This is a genomic window from Heyndrickxia camelliae (assembly GCF_002844575.1).
In the GTDB taxonomy this organism is placed as follows: domain Bacteria; phylum Bacillota; class Bacilli; order Bacillales; family Bacillaceae_C; genus Margalitia; species Margalitia camelliae.
Genome location: NZ_PIQO01000003.1, coordinates 1 through 24,027, shown reverse-complemented (window position 1 = coordinate 24,027; position 24,027 = coordinate 1). Strand labels below are relative to the sequence as shown.

At 34.0% G+C, this 24,027-nt stretch carries 20 protein-coding genes and 2 pseudogenes; 20 read left to right on the top strand and 2 right to left on the bottom strand.

The window, feature by feature from the left end; all coding sequences use genetic code 11:
* Nucleotides 1-144 precede the first annotated feature (144 nt).
* The 7 genes and pseudogenes from CWO92_RS05190 to CWO92_RS05165 all read left to right on the top strand — a co-directional run bounded on the left by CWO92_RS05190 (nucleotide 145) and on the right by CWO92_RS05165 (nucleotide 7,163).
* On the top strand, nucleotides 145-540 hold the full coding sequence (locus CWO92_RS05190; RefSeq protein ID WP_101353148.1) for a DsrE/DsrF/DrsH-like family protein: 396 nt from the start codon (nucleotides 145-147) through the stop codon (nucleotides 538-540).
* A gap of 44 nt (nucleotides 541-584) precedes the next feature.
* The gene (locus tag CWO92_RS05185; protein ID WP_101353147.1) at nucleotides 585-1,712 is read left to right on the top strand and encodes an MBL fold metallo-hydrolase; all 1,128 of its coding nucleotides are present in this window, start codon (nucleotides 585-587) and stop codon (nucleotides 1,710-1,712) included.
* A 71-nt stretch (nucleotides 1,713-1,783) separates the two neighbouring features.
* Complete coding sequence (locus CWO92_RS05180; RefSeq protein WP_101353146.1) at nucleotides 1,784-2,011, top strand: sulfurtransferase TusA family protein; 228 nt, start codon at nucleotides 1,784-1,786, stop codon at nucleotides 2,009-2,011.
* An 86-nt stretch (nucleotides 2,012-2,097) separates the two neighbouring features.
* Nucleotides 2,098-2,874, top strand: a complete 777-nt coding sequence (locus CWO92_RS05175) for a sulfite exporter TauE/SafE family protein (protein WP_101353145.1) — start codon at nucleotides 2,098-2,100, stop codon at nucleotides 2,872-2,874.
* A 981-nt stretch (nucleotides 2,875-3,855) separates the two neighbouring features.
* A complete protein-coding gene (locus tag CWO92_RS05170) occupies nucleotides 3,856-5,952 on the top strand; it encodes a TerD family protein (RefSeq protein WP_101353144.1) in 2,097 nt (698 codons plus the stop codon).
* 356 nt (nucleotides 5,953-6,308) lie between these two features.
* A pseudogene (locus CWO92_RS26505) lies at nucleotides 6,309-6,467 on the top strand (branched-chain amino acid transport system II carrier protein); the annotation flags it as partial.
* Nucleotides 6,468-6,500: 33 nt separating this feature from the next.
* The gene (locus CWO92_RS05165; protein ID WP_101353143.1) at nucleotides 6,501-7,163 is read left to right on the top strand and encodes a tetratricopeptide repeat protein; all 663 of its coding nucleotides are present in this window, start codon (nucleotides 6,501-6,503) and stop codon (nucleotides 7,161-7,163) included.
* Nucleotides 7,164-7,271: 108 nt separating this feature from the next.
* Here CWO92_RS05165 and CWO92_RS26670 read toward each other — a convergent pair whose 3' ends face one another.
* On the bottom strand, nucleotides 7,272-7,511 hold the full coding sequence (locus tag CWO92_RS26670; RefSeq protein WP_101353142.1) for an IS3 family transposase: 240 nt from the start codon (nucleotides 7,509-7,511) through the stop codon (nucleotides 7,272-7,274).
* A 285-nt stretch (nucleotides 7,512-7,796) separates the two neighbouring features.
* Here CWO92_RS26670 and CWO92_RS26250 point away from each other — a divergent pair, with 285 nt between their 5' ends.
* The 7 genes and pseudogenes from CWO92_RS26250 to panF all read left to right on the top strand — a co-directional run bounded on the left by CWO92_RS26250 (nucleotide 7,797) and on the right by panF (nucleotide 15,974).
* Complete coding sequence (locus CWO92_RS26250) at nucleotides 7,797-7,931, top strand: hypothetical protein (RefSeq protein WP_268877576.1); 135 nt, start codon at nucleotides 7,797-7,799, stop codon at nucleotides 7,929-7,931.
* Between the two features lie 162 nt (nucleotides 7,932-8,093).
* The gene (locus CWO92_RS05155) at nucleotides 8,094-9,317 is read left to right on the top strand and encodes an RtcB family protein (protein ID WP_101353141.1); all 1,224 of its coding nucleotides are present in this window, start codon (nucleotides 8,094-8,096) and stop codon (nucleotides 9,315-9,317) included.
* A 706-nt stretch (nucleotides 9,318-10,023) separates the two neighbouring features.
* Nucleotides 10,024-12,139 (top strand): annotated as a pseudogene (locus CWO92_RS05145) (thioredoxin domain-containing protein).
* 183 nt (nucleotides 12,140-12,322) lie between these two features.
* The gene (locus CWO92_RS05140) at nucleotides 12,323-13,333 is read left to right on the top strand and encodes a polysaccharide deacetylase family protein (protein WP_101353138.1); all 1,011 of its coding nucleotides are present in this window, start codon (nucleotides 12,323-12,325) and stop codon (nucleotides 13,331-13,333) included.
* Nucleotides 13,334-13,445: 112 nt separating this feature from the next.
* Complete coding sequence (locus CWO92_RS05135; protein ID WP_158176071.1) at nucleotides 13,446-14,207, top strand: alpha/beta fold hydrolase; 762 nt, start codon at nucleotides 13,446-13,448, stop codon at nucleotides 14,205-14,207.
* A gap of 49 nt (nucleotides 14,208-14,256) precedes the next feature.
* On the top strand, nucleotides 14,257-14,520 hold the full coding sequence (locus CWO92_RS05130) for a YhdT family protein (protein WP_101353136.1): 264 nt from the start codon (nucleotides 14,257-14,259) through the stop codon (nucleotides 14,518-14,520).
* Nucleotides 14,521-14,525: 5 nt separating this feature from the next.
* Nucleotides 14,526-15,974: a sodium/pantothenate symporter gene (panF, locus tag CWO92_RS05125; RefSeq protein ID WP_101353501.1), complete on the top strand. Its 1,449-nt coding sequence runs from the start codon at nucleotides 14,526-14,528 to the stop codon at nucleotides 15,972-15,974.
* A gap of 44 nt (nucleotides 15,975-16,018) precedes the next feature.
* Here the strand turns inward: panF and bcbE are convergent, their stop codons facing one another.
* Complete coding sequence (gene bcbE / locus CWO92_RS05120; protein WP_101353135.1) at nucleotides 16,019-17,293, bottom strand: bacillibactin exporter BcbE; 1,275 nt, start codon at nucleotides 17,291-17,293, stop codon at nucleotides 16,019-16,021.
* Nucleotides 17,294-17,403: 110 nt separating this feature from the next.
* Here bcbE and CWO92_RS05115 point away from each other — a divergent pair, with 110 nt between their 5' ends.
* From CWO92_RS05115 to CWO92_RS05090, 6 genes are all read left to right on the top strand, one after another.
* Nucleotides 17,404-18,048, top strand: a complete 645-nt coding sequence (locus tag CWO92_RS05115; protein ID WP_233269847.1) for an MOSC domain-containing protein — start codon at nucleotides 17,404-17,406, stop codon at nucleotides 18,046-18,048.
* A 292-nt stretch (nucleotides 18,049-18,340) separates the two neighbouring features.
* Nucleotides 18,341-19,324, top strand: a complete 984-nt coding sequence (locus CWO92_RS05110) for an ABC transporter ATP-binding protein (protein ID WP_101353133.1) — start codon at nucleotides 18,341-18,343, stop codon at nucleotides 19,322-19,324.
* Entirely contained in the window at nucleotides 19,324-20,289 is a 966-nt protein-coding gene (locus CWO92_RS05105; RefSeq protein ID WP_101353500.1) for an ABC transporter ATP-binding protein, read from the top strand. The genes CWO92_RS05110 and CWO92_RS05105 overlap by 1 nt, the downstream gene beginning before the upstream one ends.
* Nucleotides 20,290-20,338: 49 nt before the next feature.
* The gene (locus CWO92_RS05100) at nucleotides 20,339-21,931 is read left to right on the top strand and encodes an ABC transporter substrate-binding protein (RefSeq protein ID WP_101353132.1); all 1,593 of its coding nucleotides are present in this window, start codon (nucleotides 20,339-20,341) and stop codon (nucleotides 21,929-21,931) included.
* A 137-nt stretch (nucleotides 21,932-22,068) separates the two neighbouring features.
* On the top strand, nucleotides 22,069-23,070 hold the full coding sequence (locus tag CWO92_RS05095; protein ID WP_101353131.1) for an ABC transporter permease: 1,002 nt from the start codon (nucleotides 22,069-22,071) through the stop codon (nucleotides 23,068-23,070).
* Between the two features lie 22 nt (nucleotides 23,071-23,092).
* Entirely contained in the window at nucleotides 23,093-23,986 is an 894-nt protein-coding gene (locus CWO92_RS05090; RefSeq protein WP_101353130.1) for an ABC transporter permease, read from the top strand.
* Nucleotides 23,987-24,027 lie beyond the last annotated feature (41 nt).

Here is a 24,027-nt window from a genome sequence, read left to right as displayed (position 1 = left end):
TGAAACAAGCCTGAGATAATGAATCAACCTGTAAGAATTACTGGACAAATGGGGTTCCACAATCGGAAATCAGTATGTAAATGGATTGTTGGTTTTCACCCAAACAGTAATATGAATGCACTTTTAAATTAGGAGGAAATGAATATGAGTAAAAAAGTAGCAATTATCGCAAGTAATGGTGGAATATTTGATGCATATAAAGTATTCAATATCGCAACCGCTGCAGCGGCAACAGATCAAGAAATAGCTATTTTCTTCACATTTGAAGGACTTAATTTAATTCACAAAGAAGCTTATCAACAACTTCCAATGCCAGAAGGGAAAGAACATTTTGCGGAAGGTTTTGCCAATGCAAATGTACCTGCTATTCCTGAATTGGTTGAGATGGCACAGGAAATGGGTGTTACTTTTATTGGGTGTCAAATGACGATGGATGTAATGGGTCTAGTAAAAGAAGATTTTATTGATGGAATTGAAGTAGGCGGAGCTGTAACATTTTTAGAGTTTGCGAAAGTTGCAGATGTAACATTAACATTCTAATAAATTTTTTTAATATAAAATATACCGTAGGGGGTAAGGTGAAAATGACTGTTAAAGTAATGACTTCAGCAGATGTGACAAAAAAAGTCTTTAACAAAGAAGAACTATTTGTATTGGACGTAAGAAACGAAAGTGATTTTAATGACTGGAAAATTGAAGGTAAAAACTTTGATTACCTTAATGTTCCTTATTACGAATTACTAGATGGTGTGGAGGGAATTTTAGAAAAACTTCCTTCTGATAAAGAAATCTTAGTGGTTTGTGCAAAAGAAGGCTCTTCTGTCATGGTAGCAGATATGCTTTCTGAAGCGGGATTAACTGTTTCTTATTTAAAGGGAGGTATGAAAGCTTGGAGTGAGCATTTAGAACCAGTGAAAGTTGGAGATTTGAAAGATGGTGGAGAAATTTATCAATTTGTCCGCATAGGGAAAGGCTGTTTATCCTATATGGTCGTTTCTAACGGGGAAGCTGCATTGATTGATGCCACTCGTATGATTGATATTTATCTAAACTTTGCTGATAGCATTGGTGCAAAAATTACACATGTATTTGATACACATCTTCATGCTGACCATATATCTGGAGGACGTCAAATTGCAGAGAAAACAAGCGCAATATATTGGCTTCCACCAAAAGATGCAACGGATGTAACCTTCTCATACCAACCATTAGAGGGTGGAAATGATGTAACGATTGGGAACGCGACCATTAATATTCATGCCATATATTCACCGGGTCATACCATTGGATCCACTTCTTTCGTAGTAGATGAACAATTCTTATTTTCAGGAGATATTCTATTCATCGACTCCATTGGTCGACCAGACCTAGCCGGCATGGCAGAAGATTGGGTTTCCGATTTAAGGGAGACTCTTTACAATCGTTATCGAGAATTATCAGATGAATTATTAGTTCTTCCAGCACATTTTATGATAATGGATGAGTTAAATGATGATGGTACAGTAGCTGAAAAATTAGGAACACTATTTGCTAAAAATCACGGATTAAATATTGAAGATGAAAATGAATTTAGAAAATTGGTAACAGGGAATTTACCGCCTCAACCACATGCATATCAAGAAATTCGCCAAACCAATATGGGGAAAATCAATCCAGATGAAGAAAAACAGCGCGAAATGGAAATCGGACCAAACCGTTGTGCAGTAAGATAAGTAACTTATTTCCCGTAAAAAGCCTGTTTTAAACCGGATTTTTTATAAAAATATAAAAGGAGAGTTTCAACATGGAAATTTCTAAAGTATTAGATGCAAAAGGATTAGCATGTCCAATGCCAATTGTGAAAACGAAAAAAGCAATGAATGAGCTTGAATCAGGACAAATATTAGAAATCCATACAACAGATAAAGGTGCATTAAATGATTTACCTGCTTGGGCAAAATCAGGTGGTCATGAGGTAGTGAAACAAGAAGAAGAAAATGAAATCCTGAAGTTTTGGATAAAGAAGGCATAAGAAGAGGACCGATTTATGGTTCTCCCTTTCGTTATATTGTTTTTCCCGCCTCATCACCATGCTAACAAAACAAGGGAGGGATAGGGATGGATATTAATTTTATTATTACCATTTTTTTAGTCGGTTTTGTGGGATCGTTTATTTCAGGCTTATTGGGTATTGGTGGAGCTATTATTAACTACCCAATGTTGTTATATATTCCTGCTGCTGTTGGGGTTGCTCACTTCACTGCACATGAGGTTTCAGGTATAACTGCATTGCAAGTGTTTTTTGCCACGATCGGCGGGGTTTGGGCGTATCGAAAGGGTAGATATTTAAATAAGACATTGATTGCATATATGGGAATCAGTATTCTCATCGGTAGTTTTGTAGGAGGGGTTGGTTCCACTCATTTTTCTGAGAGTAGTGTTAATGTGATTTATGGAATCCTAGCGTTTATTGCTGCCATTATGATGTTTATCCCCAAAAAAGGGATAGATGTTGTTCGGTTGGATGAAGTTAAATTTAATAAATGGTTGGCTGCTCTTCTTGCTCTTCTAGTTGGTCTTGCTGCAGGTATTGTCGGAGCTGGTGGAGCATTTTTACTAGTTCCAATTATGCTGGTGATACTTAAAATACCGACAAGAATGACCATTGCCACATCTTTAGCAATAACTTTCATATCATCCATAGGTACGGCAATTGGCAAGATTTCAACCGGTCAAGTAGACTACTTGCCAGCCTTAATCATGATTGTGGCTAGTCTTATCGCAGCACCATTTGGAGCAAAAGCAGGTAAAAAGATAAATACTAAGATTCTTCAAATTATCTTAGCAGTTATAATTTTTACGACTGCTATTAAAATTTGGATGGATATACTTTGATGATGATAAATAGCAAAAGCGACATAATAAAGAAGACTAATCCATTGTTGATTAGTTTTCTTTTTAGTGATGAATAAGAATTGTTCTCCCAGTATGTCCAAAGTGACTAATATCCCGAATACAATTCTAACAGCATGCTCGACTAGACATCATTCAAAAAGGTAAAATCGACATCCTGCCTTTTTCGAACTATGATTCATCAACGTAATTACCAAAAATGTTATTATTACTCATAATATTCCATTTTTCTTGACTTTCCTGCTACTATCAATTTAATTAAAGTAAAATTAAGCTGAAACATACTCCTCAGATTCCTTATTTTGCCCTTCTAACTGCTCCGGAAAGATTAAATAATCGTTATTTAAATTGTTCCAATTTTTATCTTTCCAACTTTAAACAGTAATTCTTACTGTAAATCTTTAATACGCCAGCTCAATTGATGACTTTTAGAACCAACTAGTAGGCAATTTCAATGTTTCTAAGCGATACTTAATTAACTATTCAATCCATTTAATTTTTATTTGAGCGCCTGTTTTATTGAAATTTGCTGCAATTTTACTTAATATATCAACTTGAATAATCTTTTAATTTTGCACGCTTGAAGTAGGCTTATTTTGATCTTTGTTGCAGATCGCTTCCGATATTCAGGCTTGAAATTTGATAACAGTCGAAACCGAATATTAGGGGATTTTTTAAATATATTGACCTGTATAACAGCACTATGTTTTTAGTGCAGCAAGATAAACAAGATAACAGTAAGAAATGTTTATTACAAGTTAGTTTTCATTTCAAGGAAAACGGCTATATCCAGGGCCTTGGTTGAATAAAAATATTTAAAAAATACTATAAATAATGGTTGTTAAATTAATATAATGATAGGTGTAAGATGGAAAGTAGGCTGTGTTTATTATTCTTTCTAACTAAAATTACGGAGAATTATATAGAAGTGTCAATTTCCTTAACTAAAAAAGGGGTGTAAATATGGAGAACGCAATTTACTTAAGAAGAAAAAATAAGATCCTTCTTAATAGATCAATTGAAAATACACCATTTGAAGATACTAAAAGCATTCAATATATAGCAACCATCATTAAAAATATCGAAGATTTAGGATTTACATTATCGAAATCAGTAATTAATGTTATAAAAAATTATTCAAAAGATCAACTGGAAAACTTTTATTATTCGATTGTTACTGATATTAAGCTAATAATAGGTGCTAATAAAAAATACAGCCCAATGTATCCCAACTTCCCTAGTCAAGTAATGAACGCCACTGATAGTGAACTATACATAAATGCAATTATGCATTATCTTACATTCGGAGAATTTTTACCAAATTATAAAAAGGAAACAAGAATACCACTGTTAAATGCTAATAAATTTAAAGTAATTGATTTAGGTGATGAAAAAGAGTTTTTAAGTATCTTCACTAATTTATTACAATCAAAGACTTCATTATCAGAAATGGATCAATCGGATATAAAATGGTTTTTTAACAATAAATTGGACTTTATTAAAAATTTATTGCCAGAAGAGATACCACTTAAAGAAAATGTTGCTTTAGTTTCAAAATTAATATTGGAGAATGGATTAAATCAACAATTATTATTTAGGTATTTTAAAACGGCAACAGATGTACTAAGACTTTGCGTAGCATTATCAGAAGGGGATATCAGTTTATCACAGAATACACGCTTTAGGAGCTTTAAAAGGAAGGAAAGAAGGTTAATTTTATCGCTATTGGAAAACTGTAATAATATTGAAGAAGATATGAAGAGGTATAAAAATAGATGGATAAGGTTGGGAGAAAGACTACATCCTTCGGAATTTAAAACTTCTTATCTCAAGACACAAACTGCATTTAACAAACTCAGAAATAATGAAAAAATTGAAACCTTCAATGGAAAAGTTGATAAAGCAATTAAAGAGAGTAATCTTATGGCTGCTCTTGATTTATTGAAACAAAGACCAGGTGAATTTGCTAGAAAACTAGATTACCTATTGAGAAAAACTAATAGGCCAAATGTTATTATAAACGAATTTAAAAATGTTGCTGAACAAGTTGCAAGTACAGTATTATTGCAAGTTATAGAACATTTTAAGCATAGGAATGATGGTAAGGAATTGAGAGCTTTCTTTCCTAAAGGAAATATTTCAAAGGTATTTGCTATTGATAATACTCTACCAGAAGTACCTGAAATTATTTGTAATAATATAATTAGAATATGTGAAAATAGTTTAATTAATCAGTTCAAGCAAAAGGATTATTTAGGAAAAGTGTATGTCGATGAAGCTTTAAGGAATTACATAGTACCATTTTCTCAAAGATCTTCAAGTAAATCATTTAAAACAATTGTGAGAGGATCAAAATTAGATTTTCCTAAAAACACAAATACAATAAGAACATTTATTTATTGGAAAGAAGCTCATAATGATAGAACAGACTTAGACTTATCTGCAGTAATGTATGATGAGAATTGGAACTATCTTGAACATGTTTCCTATACAAATTTAAGATCAGTAACATATAAAGCATTTCATAGCGGTGATATAACTTCCGCACCAAATGGAGCAAGTGAGTTTATTGATTTAGATATTGAATCTGTAAGAAAATACGGTGGAAGATATATTGTATTATCGATAAATTCTTTTACGGAACAAAATTTTGCAGAAATTCCTGAATGCTTTATGGGTTGGATGGCAAGAGGAAATCCAAATTCTGGGGAAATTTATGAACCAAAAACGGTAGAAAATAAGATTGATATAACTTCTGAAGCTAAAATCTGTATACCTATGATATTGGATTTACATGAAAACAAAGTAATTTGGACAGATATTGCATTAAAATCAAATCCACGATTCTACAATAATGTTGAAGGCAATCAAGCGGGAATGGTCTTAATGGGAAAAGCAATGACAACTTTGAATAAGACAAATCTTTATGATTTATTAAGATTACATGTTAAAGCAAGAGGGGAAAAGTGTTATAATAAAGAAGAAGCTGACATTATATTTTCAGCAAATGAAGGTATTACACCTTTTGATCATGATGTAATTGTTTCACAATTTCTATAATAAGTAATTAGGCTATAATTTATCTTCCTTCTAACAACATAATCTAAGTATGAATTAGATAAATTGCTTTCCTAATTATAACTAAAAAGAGGCTACTCAATTTCCCTTCTATCATTGTAGTGCGAAATAGAAATTGAAGTTTCCTCTTTTATTTTGTATTTTCCTTATAAAAATTCATATTTAACATTTATATCGTGTTTTCCTTTTGTTTGAATAATAAATGGATGGTCAAAGTAGTGAGATATTGGATAAATTTATTTTTATATCCTATTATAATATTAAGGTACTTGGAATGTTTGCAGTGTCTATGATTACTTCTTATATTAAATTTCATAAAATGATGAAAGAATTTTGTTATTGGAGTCCCACCTTTTCTTACTGACCATACCGGTTCATCCGTTTATTTATTTTTACATTTATCTTTTTTTGCTATTGCATGTCTTTTATCACTAAATCCTAGTGAAATTGTCAATATAATTGAAAGAATTCTAACGCACCTACACATGTCGTTATACATGCAACTGTTTTCAGTAAATTGGAGTGGTAAAATGAAAGAAAAAGAAATACACAAAATAATAGATAAATTAGTTTCAAATCGCGAACTGGAAACAGCTGAAAGGTTATTGGAAAATTATCTAGAAGTGAATCCATATGATGTTGATGGGTGGAATAGGTTAATTATACTGGAAACACTATCTCCGCTTGAAGATTATGGACGAGCATCAGAGTATCTTTACTCCGCACTAAGTTACCACAAAGACAATAAGTTATTTTTTGTTCTATTAGTATTTTTTACTGACTGGTATCTAGGTGGATTAGATGAAGCATTAGTTAAGAAAGCTATGGAAATAAAAAATACAGCTGATATGGAAACATCATCTATGTTATCTTACCTTCTTGCCTGTCATTTTCAAAGTGAAGATATAAACAAATATGAATTATTATTAAATGAGTCAATACAAAAGTATCCAAATTATGTTTACAATTATACCAATTTGGGAGAGTTTTATTTAAAAACGGGAAAGAGAGAGTTAGGAAAAAATTTAATTCGGGAGGGTTTATCTCACGTTAAATTAATTTATAAAAATGATGCAATTAATGATTATGATGATGACCCACTTGATATTTTCCAATTTGTAAATGAGAGAATAACAGGAGTATTTATGATGGAAGATACTTATAATTCTCTAAACGAATTGCTACAAAAATAAGTGTAGAGACCTTGTTGGAAAGGTACAAAATCTTATCTTCCACCTTTATTATTATCTAACAATCAATTATTCCGTAATTATTTTTCAAAAGCCTTAGGATTACTTCTCTTAAGGTTTTTTAACGAGCATGACATCTCTCCTCTGAGTATTTACTATTTTATTTCTATAAAAAAAATCCTTCATTTCTATTACAATAGCTTCAACTTTTTTATTATAGTAATCTATATATCTTTCAATCTTACTCTTTAATTCTTCAAACGAACATAATGCCTCTCCATGGTACATCTCTTGTTTAACCAAAAAAGTTTTCCATTGGGAATTATCTAAACAGTTTCCTTTTCTAGACATACTTTGAACAACCTTATTTTTTTAAGAGTTTTTATCCACTTTCTATGTTGGTAATTCCATCCTTGATCAGAATGAATTGTTGTTCTGTACTTGAGTCAGAAGAGCTTATCCAGTCTTTTTCGATGAACATAACGACGGATCGTCAAATTCATCTAGAATTAAAAAAACGGGGATACAAGGTAAACCATAAGTTTGGCTTAACGAATCCTTCAATGATAACGAAATTACAGAGCTTTTATTGAAGGTGGAGCTGAAGCCCTTGGTAAACCGAAAGGGCGACCATCCATGTCTGATATAGCCAAGAACAGTAAAAACAAACAAATAGAAGAAAAACAATTGACGAACGAACAAAAAATAGAAGGTGAAAACGAGCTTCTTCGTTTGGAGGTAGAATACCTGATGAGATTTATCTTTGATTAGAAAAATTTAATGATAATTTATGGAAGTACTTTACAAATGGATTAATTCATGGTTTAGTTTAATGAAATACACAATAGTCCAAATGTAATTAATCTTTGTGTGGGTATATGAATATAAAGGAATAATTGCAATTTTATATAGAAAAAAGGGCGGTAAAGGACAATGAAATTAATAATTGGAAAATTTACAGAGGCAAAGATATTTACGGATGTTGTTGATGACTCAGCAATTGAACAAATTAAAGAATTATGTAATCAAGAATTCTTAAAAGATACGACAATTAGAGTAATGCCGGATGTACATGCGGGTAAAGGGTGTACAATCGGTACAACTATAAAAATTAAAGATAAAGTAGTCCCTAATTTAGTTGGCGTGGATGTTGGATGTGGGGTTTTAACTGTTCAATTAGAAGAAAAAGAAATTGATTATGCTAAACTGGACAAAGTAATTCGTGAACATGTTCCAAGTGGTCAAAACATCCATGAGGAAATTAGGGAAGTTAAAACAGTTAATGTAGAAGACTTTAAATCTAGTAACATATTAAGTGCAATTAGATTAAATAAAAGTTTAGGATCTCTTGGTGGTGGGAATCACTATATTGAGATTTCAAAGGATGAGGATGGATTTCTTTATTTATCAATCCACACAGGTAGTCGTTACATTGGAACAACAATTGCAAATTACTATCAAAAATTAGCATACCAGGAATTAAAGAAAGTTGATGTTAATAAAATAATTAATCAACTTAAATCTGAAGGCAAACACTCTGAAATACAAAGCACAATTAAAAAACTAAATGAGTCTACTCCAAAAGTTAAGAAGGATTTAGCTTATTTAGAGGGTAAAAGTTTTGACCATTATATTCATGACATGAAGCTTGCCCAAAGATATGCAGTCGATAATAGACAAGAAATTGCCAATATCATAATTTCACATATGAATCTAACAAAAATTGACGAATTTGATACTATCCATAACTATATTGATACAGACAATATGATTCTACGTAAGGGGGCAGTATCAGCTCAAAAAGGTGAAAGATTAATCATACCTATTAATATGAGAGACGGTAGTATTATTGCAATTGGTAAGGGGAATCCAGACTGGAATTATTCTGCTCCTCATGGTGCCGGGCGTGTATTGAGTAGATCGATGGCTCGTAAACAATTAAATCTTGAAGAGTATAAAGATACAATGAAAGATGTTTGGACTACATCAGTTGGAACTGACACAATCGATGAAGCTCCAATGGCTTACAAAAGGATGAAGGACATACTAGACAACATTGGGGATACAGTTGAAATAATAAAAGTTATAAAACCTGTCTACAACTTTAAAGCAGCAGAAGAACCTAAGTTTTGGGAGAAAAAAGGAAAGTTTAAATGAGGGATGAATTAGTTCCTCTTATTTAAATATAAATTATAATGTTAAATATACAATTAATATAAAATTTGGTTTTTATAAGTAGGGAATGAACTAAATGAGTCTTAAAATAGATAAATTAGTTGTTGAGAAAATATTTTAATATGAAGAAATACCTTCTATATATTATAAAGACTTAGACAAACAAAATCATATTACTGTACTATTGGATTTCTGGCTAGCGAGGAAATAAACACTGTGAAATTTATAGATGATCAATGGTGTCAAAATGAGTTTCAATTAACTTTAATGAGTAATTTAGTATCTTCGGTAATTGTATAAGAAGGAATTTCTTTATGCTCATGTAAACGAAGAGAAGTAATTCTTTGTCCTTTGTATTACAATATATCAAAGACATAGTAAGAAATCCTATGTAGTGGTTCTTTAAGCTTACAACGTTCCGTGACAGCTTCAAAGTCTGTTTTTGAAGAAAAATATATGAACGATACAGAAGGGATTAAGAACCGTAAAAAATAATATAAGCATTAAAATTAATTATATTTAAAATGTGACTCCGTTATGGGGTCTTTTTTTATTGGCTGAAATGATATTCATTAGGATAATATAAAAGTAAATGAACGCTACTTGTATAAATAAACCATACGGATTAGACACCCGTTCATCATAATGCAAGTAGTAAACATTTAATAAGATAAAGGATGTGTATAATATGAAAGAGTATTTAACTAAAGATAGACATTCAGCAAAGTATAATTGGCTAGTTGAATCAAAATCACCATACTTATTACAACACAAAACGAATCCGGTTAATTGGTTAGAGTGGAGTCCAGAGGCATTCCAGAAGGCTAAAAGGGAGGGGAAACCAGTCTTTGTGTCTATAGGCTATTCCTAGTTAAAGGAGTTATATAAGATTTACTTGTCATTGGTGTCACGTCATGGAAAGAGAATCTTTCGAAGATCAAGAAGTGGCGGATTTATTAAATAAATATTTTGTTTCTATTAAGGTCGATAGGGAAGAGCGGCCAGATATTGATTCGATTTATATGACTGTCTGTCAAATGTTGACTGGTCAAGGCGGATGGCCGTTAAATGTGTTTTTGACTCCTCATCAAAAGCCTTTTTATGCTGGAACATATTTTCCGAAAACAAGTCATTATGGTCGTCCTGGTATGATGGATGTGCTTCCACAGCTCCATGAGAAGTATGAGCAGGAAAGGGATAATATCGAGAATATTGCGGATAAAATTACTTCCTCATTAAAGGAACGTTCTACCGCTGGGGGTGGAAAGGAAATATCAGAAAATGTAATACATAAAGCATATCAGGAAATTGTTCAAAGCTTTGATAGGTTATATGGCGGTTTTGGGCAAGCTCCTAAATTTCCATTGTCACATCAGCTCCTCTTTTTGCTTCGATATTACTATTGGACCGGCACAGATGCAGCTCTTACTATGGTGGAAGAAACCTTAGAAGGAATGACTAATGGTGGAATATATGATCATATTGGAGGTGGCTTTGCGAGATATTCAACCGATAATATGTGGTTGGTTCCTCATTTTGAGAAAATGCTTTATGATAATGCATTACTGTTATATGTATTAGCTGAAACCTACCAGTCAACACGTAATGAGAAATGGAAGAAAATTTCTTATGAGGTTTTTGAGTTTATTAAGAGAGAGATGACAAATGCGGATGGCGGCTTTTATTCAGCAATAGATGCTGACAGTGAGGGAATCGAGGGGAAGTATTATGTCTGGTCGCGGACAGAGGTACTGAATATCCTTGATTTTACATTAGGGGAGCTTTTTTGTGAAGCGTATGATATTAGTGATGAAGGAAATTTTGAAGGATCCAATATTCCTAATATGATTGAAACCGAACTGGAAGAAATTGCAAGTGACAGAGGATTGTCAGTCGAGAATGTGAAGATGCAGTTGGAAAAAGCGAAGAATATCCTTTTAAAGGAACGTGAAAAAAGGGTTTATCCACATCTTGATGATAAAATTTTAACTTCCTGGAATGCTTTAATGGCCGCTGCTTTGGCAAAAGCTGGAATGGTATTTCAAGAACCGCAATTTCTTGAACATGCTCGAAATAGTATTACTTTTATCGAGGAAAAGCTATGGAATGGGGAGCAATTGTATGCCAGGTTCCGTGATGGAGATGTGAAATTTAAGGCATATCTTGATGACTATGCATTCTTGCTGTGGGCTTATCTGGAGATGTATGAAGCAGAACAAAGGGTTCATGATATGCAGCAGGCAATCAAAATAAAAAATATCTTGTTTCATGAATTTTGGGATCAACAAAATGGTGGGTTCTATTTCACTAGTACAGATGCAGAATCCTTAATTTTTCGTGAAAAACAAGGATTTGATGGAGCCCTTCCTTCGGGAAATAGTGTATCTTCCCTTCAGTTATGGAGGTTGGCGAAGTTAACAGAGGATATGGACTTACAAGAAAAAGTAAATCAATTGTTAGTAAGTTTCGAGCACGATGCAACAGTATATCCTCATGGACTGTTATATATGTTGCAAACTGTAATTGCAATGTATGCAGGCGGAAAAGAAGTGGTTGTTTCTGGTTTAAATCATAATAAAATAAAAGAATTTATTCACTTTTATCACGAAAGCTATCATCCATTTGACATTTTGATGGTTGCGAATCCAGAAAGAATCAATATAGAGGAACTCCAAGTCTGGAAAGATAAAATTGACGGAAAGCATGATTTTGTATTATATGTATGTGAACAATATAGTTGTAAAAATCCAATATACAATATTGAGGAAGCCAAACAAATGATAGTTACAAAAAATCTCTCCTAAAATGGAGGGATTTTTTGATTTTTTATAATAAACACTACCATAAGTATATATAATCTTATATAATGTTAATTATTACAAATATGTAACGTTTTTAACATTTTGAAGTCTAATATATTGAGAGTTTCGTTGCTAATGAAAGGGGTGGCGGACAGAAAGTAGAATGGCTGGAAAGGATTGAAATAGGTGAATCGAGCATCAAAGAATCATAATAAAAAATTACTGGCAAAGTATATCATTGGCTTTTTATTGATTTCCGTTGTTTTATTGTTATTCTACAATAGCAAAATAGCAGAAGGCGATTTAGCTTTAGCAAAAAATACATCCACAATGAAAGCTACTCCTAATCAAATATACCCAACTAGGCAAAATATATTGCAGGATTCATTTATCCATAATTTAGTTTTTAATGAAGAAGTAAAAGAGGAGAATATGCTCCAAAATGAATTGTGGAAAGAAATAGAAGAAACCCCTATGAAAATAGCAATTTCACCATTAACAAAAACTGAACCAAAAAAGTTCTTAAATAAACAAAAGACAAAGTCAGCATCAAATGATAAAAATCTAGTAAGACTGAAATCCCCTAGTACGAAAGCTCAAAAGGTGGTATATTTGACATTTGATGATGGTCCAAGTATATCATCGGCGAAAACATTGGAGTTACTAAAGAAATACCACGCAAAGGCAACTTTTTTTATGCTTGAACCAAATATTAAGAAATACCCTAAAATCGTAAAGCAAATGGTGAGGGATGGAAATTCCATTGGTTCACATGGTGTGACACATGATATTCATAAAATCTATCGTTCTCCTAATGCCTTTGTAAAGGAAATGAGCCAAACATCCAAAACCTTGAAGAAAATCACCGGTGTAAATTCCCAGCTAATTCGTGTTCCATATGGTTCGGTTCCATATATGAAACCGGCATTTCGCAAGGCAAGTGATTTAGAAGGTTTTATTATGTGGGATTGGGATATTGATTCTGATGATTGGCAGACGACTAAAGGAGAATATGTGTGGAAGATAAAAAATCAGGTGGAGAATTGCTCAGGGACTAGACCATTGGTTATATTGATGCACGAAAAAACAACAACTTTTAAATATCTGGAAAAAGTGCTTCAATATTTTCAACAAAAAGGGTATAAAATGGAAGCTATTTCCCCTAATTTGCAGCCAGTGCAATTTAAATATCGTTAAATACTATTTTACTTTTTAAGGTTTATAAAAATAAGATAATAGGGCATTGTAATAAAAGGTGAAGCTGGTTTGCTTCACCTTTTATTATTAAAATAGTTATATGGAGGAAAAAATGCCAATTGCAAAGATGGAAAATAAGAATATTTATTTTGAAGATATAGGGGAGGGGACAGCTATCCTATTTGTTCATCCACCTGGAATGGGGAGAAAAACATTTGCTAAACAAACACTTTTGGCGAACCAATTCAGGATTATCCTACCAGATTTAAGTGGACACGGAGATAGCCCAAGCTCTGATCGAACAATTTCTGTACAAACTTATATAGAAGAAATAGAAGCAATTAGATTAAAGTTAAATCTTGAACAATTATTTCTTTTCGGATATTCAGCAGGGGGAATTATTGTGCAAGAATATGCAATACAATTCCCAAACCATGTGAAAGGTGTTATATTATCTGGTGGATACCCAAAAATCGATACAGATGTTTTAAAAAAAGAGCATTTGCTTGGAATGTATATGGCAGAACATTTTCCAACATTATTAGCAAAAATATTATCCATCAGTCATTTCCCCGAAAGGGATTTGCAAGAGGCGTTGTATAAGCATATTTTAAAGGCAAACAAGGAAATTTGGACAGCTTTTTATAAAGAATCCTTATGTTTTAATTGCATGGATCGTATTTCCCAACTTCATGCACCACTTATGCTCATATATGGTACAAGGGCCGATTATATTAATCACCATGTTAGACTATATCCAAAATTCATTGATACTGAGGTTCATTTTATTTCAAAGGCTGGCCATCAATTGCCAACAAGAAAATCTAAAAAAGTTAATGTACTTATTCAACAGTTTGTCCGTAAGTTTAATTAACAATAAAAATGTTATGTAAACAAATAATGTGAGAGGAGGAACTTCATTTTTGAAAGATGATTTACGTTTTGCAATTGCGAAAAAAGAAGCATTGATCGGAGTAGGATTGGCAGTTTTTCATTTCATTTGGTGGTATGGCTTTGCTTATGGTTTAGGAAAGACGAAGGTTGAAAGATATACATATATTTTTGGCTTACCAGCATGGTTTTTTTATAGCTGTATTCTTGGCTTCTTTGTCATTGTATTATTAGTTATTCTTACCGTAAAGTTCATGTTTAAAGAAGTTCCTTTTGAAGAAGAAGGGGACGGATGATGAATATGAATATACAAGTTATTATCCCATTGGTATTATTTCTTATTATCTTTTTTATCGTTGGTATGTTTGCCGTGAAATTTGTGAGTACGTCTAACTCGTTTGTCCAGGAGTATTTTTTAGGTAACAGACAATTTGGCGGTTTTATTTTAGCGATGACGATGGTGGCAACTTACGGAAGCGGAAGCAGTTTTATCGGGGGACCAGGTGCCGCATATCATTACGGACTGGCTTGGGTACTCCTTGCAATGAGTCAAGTGGTAACTGGATATTTTGTATTAATGGTATTGGGGAAAAAATTTGCTATTATGGCGAGAAAATATAATGCCATCACATTGATTGACTTTTTAAAAGCACGTTATAATTCTCATTTTGTCAATATTCTAGCAGCAATAAGCATCATTGTATTTTTGTTTTCTTCCATGATTGCTCAGTGGGTTGGCGGAGCTAGATTAATGGAATCGATTTTGGGTGTGTCTTATACAACAGCATTATTCATATTTGCAGTTTCTGTTCTTTTATATGTAATTATTGGCGGTTTTCGGGCAGTTGCGTTTACAGATACCATCCAGGGCATAGTCATGTTATTAGGAACTATCATCCTTTTAGTAGCTACTATTAAGGCGGGTGGCGGGATTGAAAATATTATGACTGATTTAAGAAAAGAGAATCCTAACTTATTGAGCCCTTATGGTTCGGATGGAAGCTTAACACCTATGTACATATCTTCTTTTTGGATTTTAGTTGGTGTTGGGGTTGTGGGACTACCGCAAATTGCGATACGCGCGATGTCTTATAAAAATGCAACTGCCATGCATAGAGCCATTATTATAGGAACGATTGTGATTGGTATCATTATGTTTGGAATGCATTTTATCGGTGTGCTTGCTAGAGCGGTGGTTCCGGGAATTCAAAATGCGGACACCGTAATGCCTTTGGTGACCATGAAAGTATTACCTGCATGGATGGCAGGAATTGTATTAGCAGCACCAATGGCTGCCATTATGTCGACCGTTAATTCCGTTTTAATACTCGTTTCCTCTGCAATAGTCAAAGATATCTATATTGGTTACATAAATAAAAATGCAGAAGAGAGAAAAATAAAACACATGAGTTTATGGGTAACCACCATTGTTGGCATTGCTGTTTTCTTTTTAGCGATCCATCCGCCAAATCTGTTAATATGGCTTAACTTATTTTCATTTGGTGGCTTGGAGGCCGTGTTTATTTGGCCAATCGTCATGGGGTTGTATTGGAAAAAAGGCAACAAGTATGGGGCGATAACCTCCATGCTTATCGGGATGATAAGTTATATTTTATTTGATCGCTTTTATCCGAATCCGTTCGGAATTCACACGGTTGTCATTCCAATTTTATTGTCATTTGTGACCTATACAGTGGTATCCGTCTCAACAATACGGTTAGAAAATGTAAAGAGAAGCAAATCGTTTTGATTTGCTTCTTTCTTTGTGTTAGTTTATATCCCTATTATGCATTATTATACCGGAGAATGGGCAGGATTCTTTTCTTGTTCATTTTCTTTAATTGGTTTTATAGAGAAAAATGCCATAATAGCTGCTACAAAACAACATACAGCTAATATCATAAACATAATGATTAAATTATTCTTCATAAAATAAGCCATAACCGGAGGTCCTGCGGCTACTCCGATATAACGCATGGAACTATAGAAAGACGTTATGGTTCCGCGCACATTCTTTTCAATGGATTGTGTAATTAGAGCATCCAAACACGGAAGACCAGCTCCAATCCCTATTCCACAAACTAGAAAAACAATGGTTAAGTAAATAAATTGGTCTGACAAGCTAACAGCAAGTACAGAAGCACCAGCAAGTAGAAGTCCGCTAAAAGTAATCCATTTCATGACTACCATATTATCTTTAATTTTTTTTCCAGCAATAAAAGATGCAAGGCATAGACATGCCAATGGAATGGCAAGGATAAACCCTTTCTTTACGCCATGATAGTTATACGTATCCTCAAGGACAGAGGAAAGATAAAATAAAACAGCAAATAAGACAAACATTAAAATAGCCCCTATGATAAATACAGCAAATAACCAGCGGCTATGCTGCTGAAAGACCTCTTTCGTATTTTGAATAAAGGTTTTAAAATCTGCACCTTTTTTATCATTTTTAGGCTTTTTTACTAAAAAGAAAATAGCGATGACAGAAATAAGACAAAAAATTGGAATCGCTACAAAAGGTAAAAACCATATAAAACCTGCCAAAAACGATCCTAATATCGGACTTAATACTTTACCGAATGTATTGGATGTTTCGATAACTCCTAATGTAGCACTCACATCCTTATCTCTGCGGAACATATCTCCAACTAATGGTAAGACGATTGGCGCTGCTCCTGCTGCACCTACTCCTTGCAGGATTCTTCCAATTAAAATAAGAGAATATGGATTACCCATTTTCCATGCAGCCCACGCAGAGATAACGCCCCCAATACCTGCCAATATTAATGACGGAATAATTACTATTTTTCTTCCATACCTATCCGACAAATACCCAGCTATTGGGATTAAAAAGATTGCAACAATGGAATAAACGGTTATGATTAAACTAGATTGAACTTTTGAAATGTCCAACTTTTTTTCCATAACCGGCAGTACTGGGATTAACATAGAATTTCCCAAAGTCATAATGAGGGGGATAGATGCAATCGATACAATTGCCCATCGTTTATCCCGCATTTCATCTTGGTTTGAATCGTTTTTTACAGTATCATTTACATGTTCCATCAGTGATTTCCTCTCTTCTAGGTACTATTATTAATATTTACTTATTTAGTTTTTTTATGATGGAATAAAAGGATAATATTTTATTTGTATATTATGGAAGGTGGATGGGGATGGAAATAAAAAGTCTCAATATCGGGTTGCCGAAGATACAGAACTTTCAGCAAAGGCAGTATAGAACTGCTATTGATAAAAAGCCAATTCAAAAAGGGTGGTTGACAAAAAATGGCTTTGTCAATGATGGGGTTGCAAATACAGACTTTCATGGAGGAGAGGACAGGGCAGTTTGCTTCTATGTTTTTGAGCATTACAAGGAATGGGAAAAAGAATTTAATCGAGATCTTCCACTTCCATCCTTTGGAGAAAATTTAACGGTAGCAGGAATGGATGAAAAAAGTGTTTGTATCGGAGATATCTTCCAAATAGGTGATTCCGTTGTACAGATTACCCAAGGGAGAATACCTTGCGCGACAATCTCTCAACATAATAATGTGGATGTTTTTTTGAAAAGAGTCATCGAAACTTGCAAGACAGGCTATTTTGCACGGGTCTTGCAGGAAGGAATGATTACAAATGAGTCTAAAATAATTTTACTAAAACGCCATCCTTTAAAAATTAGTGTTCACTTTACTATCGATACATTTTTTCATTGCATGGAGGAAGAGCGAATCGAGAAAATCTTACAGGTTAAAGAATTAGCAAATGTTATGAGAAATAAATTAACCAAAAGGCTTTTAAAATTAAAAGCAAATCTTTAGGCAAGATCTGGAGCCTCTCTTATCTAGTAAGAGAGGTTCTTTTTTTATAGGAAAATAATTTATTAAATAGATAAATACGGTGTAAATGTTATTAAATTGACAAAAAATATGAAATTTCGACAGTTAAAAACAAAATATTCTATATAAAAGGTATTTTCAAATAAGTAAAATAAATGTAAACTATTTAGAAAATAGTCTATCAATTTATACTTATTTTTTAATAGTAATCATATGTGCTAGGAGATGATTGAAAACGACAAGAGATAAAACATCAATAGAGGAGGCAATAAAAGTGGAGAATCCAGTTTTAGAGGTAATTGGATTAAATACCTCATTCGTAACGGATAATGGAGTCATTCCTGTCGTAAATGATATTGATTTTGTTGTAAATCGACAAGAGGTTGTTGGTATAGTCGGGGAATCAGGCTGCGGAAAAAGTGTGACATCTTTATCCATTATGGGGCTAGTACCAACATCAAATGGAAAAGTAGACGGTAAAATTATTTTTAATGGTGAGAACTTGGTAAATAGATCTGAAAAGAGGATGCGTAATATACGCGGTAATGAAATTGCGATGATTTTCCAAGAGCCAATGACGAGTTTAAATCCAGTTTTCACTATCGGTGATCAATTAATAGAGGCGGTAAAAATTCATAGAAATTGGTCAAAGAAAAAAGCAAAAGAACATTCTATCGATATGCTAAAAAAAGTTGGTCTGCCTAGGGCGGAAGAATTAATGAAGGAATATCCCCATCAATTATCTGGAGGCATGAGACAAAGGGTAATGATTGCGATGGCTATGCTTTGTGAACCAAAGCTTTTAATAGCTGATGAACCTACTACTGCTTTGGACGTGACGATTCAGGCACAAATACTTGACTTAATGAAAAAATTAAATAAAGAAACAGATACTGCGATTATTATGATTACTCATGATTTAGGTGTTGTAGCACAAATGTGCCAAAGAATTATTGTAATGTACAGCGGAAAAATTGTGGAGGAGGCGGATGTTCGAACTCTTTTTAAATCTCCAAAGCATCCTTATACGGTTGGATTAATTAAATCGATTCCAGACATGCGAACAAAAAAAGACCGGTTGGACTCCATAACTGGAAACGTACCAAAACCAGGTTCGATTGAATTTGGCTGTCATTTTGCTCCTCGATGTCCACATGCTTTTAAACGGTGCTTATCAGAAACACCAGAATTAAAAACCTTGCAAAATGGACAGAAAATTAGGTGTTTTCTTCATGACGATATGGAGGTAGCTCAATGATGACTGAACCATTGATTAAGATAGAGAATCTTAGAAAGTCTTTCCCAATAAGAGGTGGCGTGCTTGGGAAACAAGTAGGAGAGGTAAAAGCTGTAGATGATATATCATTTTCGATACGAAAAGGGGAAACCTTAGGGCTTGTCGGAGAAAGCGGATGCGGTAAATCTACTACTGGACGGATGATTCTAAGACTTTTGGAGCCGAGCAGTGGGAAAATTAGCTTTGAGGGAAAAGACATTACTAGCCTTTCTAATACAGAATTACGAAAAATTCGCAAAGAGATGCAAATGATTTTCCAAGACCCGTTTGCTTCCTTAAATCCGCGTCATACAATAGAAAAAATATTGGAAGAACCGTTAATTGTACATGGTGTGAAGGATAGAAATGCAAGAAAAAGAAAAGTAAAAGAGTTACTTGAAATAGTAGGGTTAAATGAATCCCATTTAAAACGCTATCCGCATCAATTTAGTGGGGGGCAAAGACAACGGATTGGAATTGCAAGGGCGTTAACACTTAATCCAAAGCTTATTATTGCAGACGAACCAGTATCTGCTTTGGATGTTTCCATACAAGCTCAAGTATTAAATTTATTAAAAGATTTACAAAAAAACTTTGATCTCACTTATTTGTTTATTGCACATGATCTGGGGGTTGTTCGTCATATTAGTGATCGTGTAGGTGTCATGTATCTTGGTAGAATTGTAGAACTTGCAGATAGTGAAGAAGTATATACCAATCCTAAACATCCATATACTCAAGCGCTATTGTCTGCCGTTCCGATTCCAGATGTTGATTTTCAAAAAGAAAGAATCATTCTGCAAGGTGATGTGCCAAGCCCGGCAAATCCACCTAAAGGGTGTGCGTTTCATACACGTTGTCCTTATGCAATGGATAAATGTCAAAGTGTGAAACCTGTTTTTAAAGAGGTCGAAAACGGTCATTTTACTGCATGTCATCTTCATTGAAGATTGAACATACCTTTAATAAGTAAAACAAATCAGAGGGGGAAAAAAAATGAAGAAAAAATTGTGGGGAGTTTTTGTATTAATCCTCATTCTTTCACTTGCTTTGATGGGCTGCGGTTCATCTGAAACAAGTGGCGGAAAAACGAGTGGGAAACAGAAAATACTAGTTTATGCAAGAGGTGGAGATGCAGTAAAGCTTGATCCAGCTGCTGTAACAGATGGTGAATCTCTGATCGTTGCAGAACAAATCTTTGAAACATTAGTGAAATTCAATAAGGAAACAACAGAAATTGAACCGTCCCTTGCCAAGTCATGGGAAATATCTCCTGACGGAAAAACATATACGTTTGAACTCGAGCAAGGAGTTAAATTCCAAGATGGTACAGATTTCAATGCGGATGCCGTAGTGAAAAACTTTGATCGTTGGGCTAACGGAAACGTAGATAAATTTCCATACTATCAGTCACAATTTGGTGGCTACAAAGGTGAACCAACAGCTGTTATCAAAGAAGTAAAGGCATTAGATACTTACAAAGTTCAGTTTACTCTTTTCCGTGCGCAAGCACCATTTTTGAAAAATCTTGCAATGACACCATTCTCGATTTCAAGTCCTGCTGCAATTGATAAGTGGGGAGATAAATACATTGAGCATCCTGTAGGAACAGGACCTTTTAAATTTGAAAGCTGGAAACGTGATGATTCCATTACTGTTGTGAAAAATGATAAATATTGGCAAAAGGGATTACCAAAAGTGGATAAAGTAATTCTAAAAGTTATTAAAGATAATTCAGCTAGGTTAAATGCACTAATTAAAGGCGATGTTGATTTAATAGATGGTTTAAATCCAAGTGATGCTGAAAAAGTTACTTCGGATAAAAATCTGCAATTATTTAAACGTCCATCTATGAACATTGGATATCTTGGATTTAATGTGAAGAAAAAACCATTTGATAATCCGAAAGTAAGAATCGCTTTAAGCCATGCAGTGAATAAAGAAGCTCTGATTCAAAACTTCTATGGTGGGTCGGCAATTCCAGCTAAAAACCCAATTCCGCCTTCCATAGGTGGTTACAATGATGATATCCAAGACTATGATTTTAATTTGGATGAAGCGAAAAAGTTACTTGCAGAAGCAGGCTATAAAGATGGATTTAGTGTAGATTTATGGACAATGCCAGTTGTGCGCCCATATATGCCAAATGGTCAAAAAGTAGCTGAAGCGCTTCAAGCAGATTTCGCAAAAATTGGTGTAAAAGCGAAAATTGTTACAATGGAATGGGGTACTTATTTAGAGAAACTGGCAAAAGGGGAAGCGCCAATGTACATCGTTGGTTGGACAGGCGATAATGGTGACGCTGATAACTTCCTATATGCCTTATTAGACAAAGATGCTATTGGATCCAATAACAACTCGCAGTATTCCAATGATGAAGTTCATAAATTATTAATAAAAGCGCAAACAGAAACAGACGAAAATAAACGGAATGAACTTTACAAACAAGCTCAGGTTATTATTCATAATGATGCTCCGTGGGTTCCTATAGCACATTCAACGCCATTGCTAGCTGGAAAAAGCAACATTAAAGGATTTTTCCCACATCCAACTGGTTCTCAAAGCTTTGCTGATGTTTCCATCGATTAACCAAATAGGGGAGGAGTAAGTTGCTCTTCCCCCTTTTTAAATGTTTGATTCATAGATCTGTTTTTAGATAAAGCAGCATACTTGTACCCAAGTTATTGATTCAAAGTTAATACATAATATGGAAGGGGGAAATAATAATGGTTGCCTATTCAATTCGTCGAATATTTATGCTTATTCCAGTATTGCTTGGGATGGCGATCATTGTCTTTTCGTTAATCCATGCTATTCCAGGAAATCCTGCTCAAATGATCCTTGGTCAGCATGCAACGAAGGAATCAGTAGCAGCGTTGACAAAACAGCTTGGGCTTGATCAACCCCTATATTTACAATTTTTTCATTATATAAGGGATCTGCTAAGCGGTAATTTAGGAACTTCATTAAAAACGCAAACACCAATTAATCAAGAGATATGGCCATACCTTTGTGCAACGATCGAATTATCTGTAGTAGCACTAATTATCGCCATTATCATTGGAGTGAATGCAGGGATTATCTCCGCATGGTTTCAAAACTCATGGTTTGATTATATTGCAATGCTTTTAGCGCTTGTTGGAGTTTCCATGCCTATATTCTGGCTTGGATTAATGGAGCAATATGCATTTTCTATTCATTTGAATCTATTGCCAACCACTGGCCGTGATGATATTCGTGATCCAGTTCAAGCTATTACGAATCTATATTTAATAGACACATTATTAGAAGGTAGGTTTGATCAATTTATCGTTGTGGTTAAACATTTAATTTTGCCAAGTGTGGCATTAGCTACTATTCCAATGGCGATTATAGCAAGGATGACAAGATCAAGCATGCTTGAGGTAATGCGATCAGATTATATAAGAACAGCAAGGGCAAAAGGATTAAGAATGTTTTGGGTTGTATATAAACACTCTTTAAAGAATGCATTCATTCCCGTTTTAACCGTTATCGGTTTGCAAACAGGCCTTTTATTAGGTGGGGCAATATTAACGGAAACAATATTTGGTTGGCCTGGTATCGGTGGATATATATATGATGCCATCCAATCAAGGGATTATCCTGTCATTCAATCTGGAATATTAGTTATTGCACTAATTTTTGTCTTTATTAATTTAATTGTAGATTTACTTTATGCGGCCATTGACCCACGGATAAAATATTAAAAGTGAGGAGGTAAATTCTCAAATGCCTGAAATATCAACTACAGTTACGCAGAAACCTCTAGCAGAAGAGCCATTAATATCCCCGTGGCGAGAGGGTTGGAGAAATTTCAAGAAAAACAAGGTTGCCCTTATTGGCTTATTAATTGTTGTATTCTTTATTTTAATAGCTATATTTGCAAACTATATAGCACCCTACGGAATCAATGAGCAGCATTTTAAGGACAAGCATTTACCGCCTTCCGCAAAACATTGGTTTGGTACCGATGATTTTGGACGTGATATATTTAGCCGGGTAATTTTTGGAGCAAGAATCTCCTTATCTGTAGGATTTTTCTCGGTTGTGGGATCCGCTATTATCGGTTCTTTTCTAGGTATTATTTCAGGGTATTATGGAAAATGGTTGGATGCCATTATTTCTAGAATCTTTGATATATTACTGGCATTCCCAAGTATTTTACTTGCTATTGCAATTGTCGCTATGCTTGGTCAATCATTGCAAAATGCGTTAATTGCGATTGCTATTATTAATATACCAACGTTTGGGAGGCTTTTAAGAGCAAGAGTACTTTCTGTAAAAGAAGAGGAGTATATCACAGCTGCGAAGGCAATTGGCATGAAGGATAGTCGAATTTTATTACACCATGTTCTGCCAAATAGCTTGGCACCTATTATTGTTCAAGGATCCTTAGCTATCGCCACCGCAATCATTGAAGCAGCAGGGCTCGGTTTCCTTGGATTAGGTGCACAGCCGCCAACTCCTGAGTGGGGAAAAATGTTGTCTGATTCGAAGGATTTTATTATTCAAGCACCATGGACCGTCTTTTTTCCGGGAATTGCAATAATGCTAACGGTATTAGGGTTTAACTTAATGGGGGATGGATTAAGGGATGCGCTAGATCCTAGAATGAAAAATTAATTATTCGTAAAAAAGAGGCTGGGACAAAACCCTCCTCTGAA

What these genes read in the sequence shown, in the direction of transcription:
- CWO92_RS05190 (WP_101353148.1), top strand. Translation starts at nt 145, where the DNA reads ATGAGTAAAAAAGTAGCAATTATCGCAAGTAATGGTGGAATATTTGAT.
- CWO92_RS05185 (WP_101353147.1), top strand. Translation starts at nt 585, where the DNA reads ATGACTGTTAAAGTAATGACTTCAGCAGATGTGACAAAAAAAGTCTTT.
- CWO92_RS05180 (WP_101353146.1), top strand. Translation starts at nt 1,784, where the DNA reads ATGGAAATTTCTAAAGTATTAGATGCAAAAGGATTAGCATGTCCAATG.
- CWO92_RS05175 (WP_101353145.1), top strand. Translation starts at nt 2,098, where the DNA reads ATGGATATTAATTTTATTATTACCATTTTTTTAGTCGGTTTTGTGGGA.
- CWO92_RS05170 (WP_101353144.1), top strand. Translation starts at nt 3,856, where the DNA reads ATGGAGAACGCAATTTACTTAAGAAGAAAAAATAAGATCCTTCTTAAT.
- CWO92_RS05165 (WP_101353143.1), top strand. Translation starts at nt 6,501, where the DNA reads ATGAAAGAAAAAGAAATACACAAAATAATAGATAAATTAGTTTCAAAT.
- CWO92_RS26670 (WP_101353142.1), bottom strand. Translation starts at nt 7,511, where the DNA reads ATGTCTAGAAAAGGAAACTGTTTAGATAATTCCCAATGGAAAACTTTT.
- CWO92_RS26250 (WP_268877576.1), top strand. Translation starts at nt 7,797, where the DNA reads ATGTCTGATATAGCCAAGAACAGTAAAAACAAACAAATAGAAGAAAAA.
- CWO92_RS05155 (WP_101353141.1), top strand. Translation starts at nt 8,094, where the DNA reads ATGAAATTAATAATTGGAAAATTTACAGAGGCAAAGATATTTACGGAT.
- CWO92_RS05135 (WP_158176071.1), top strand. Translation starts at nt 13,446, where the DNA reads ATGCCAATTGCAAAGATGGAAAATAAGAATATTTATTTTGAAGATATA.
- panF (WP_101353501.1), top strand. Translation starts at nt 14,526, where the DNA reads ATGAATATACAAGTTATTATCCCATTGGTATTATTTCTTATTATCTTT.
- bcbE (WP_101353135.1), bottom strand. Translation starts at nt 17,293, where the DNA reads ATGGAACATGTAAATGATACTGTAAAAAACGATTCAAACCAAGATGAA.
- CWO92_RS05115 (WP_233269847.1), top strand. Translation starts at nt 17,404, where the DNA reads ATGGAAATAAAAAGTCTCAATATCGGGTTGCCGAAGATACAGAACTTT.
- CWO92_RS05105 (WP_101353500.1), top strand. Translation starts at nt 19,324, where the DNA reads ATGACTGAACCATTGATTAAGATAGAGAATCTTAGAAAGTCTTTCCCA.
- CWO92_RS05100 (WP_101353132.1), top strand. Translation starts at nt 20,339, where the DNA reads ATGAAGAAAAAATTGTGGGGAGTTTTTGTATTAATCCTCATTCTTTCA.
- CWO92_RS05095 (WP_101353131.1), top strand. Translation starts at nt 22,069, where the DNA reads ATGGTTGCCTATTCAATTCGTCGAATATTTATGCTTATTCCAGTATTG.
- CWO92_RS05090 (WP_101353130.1), top strand. Translation starts at nt 23,093, where the DNA reads ATGCCTGAAATATCAACTACAGTTACGCAGAAACCTCTAGCAGAAGAG.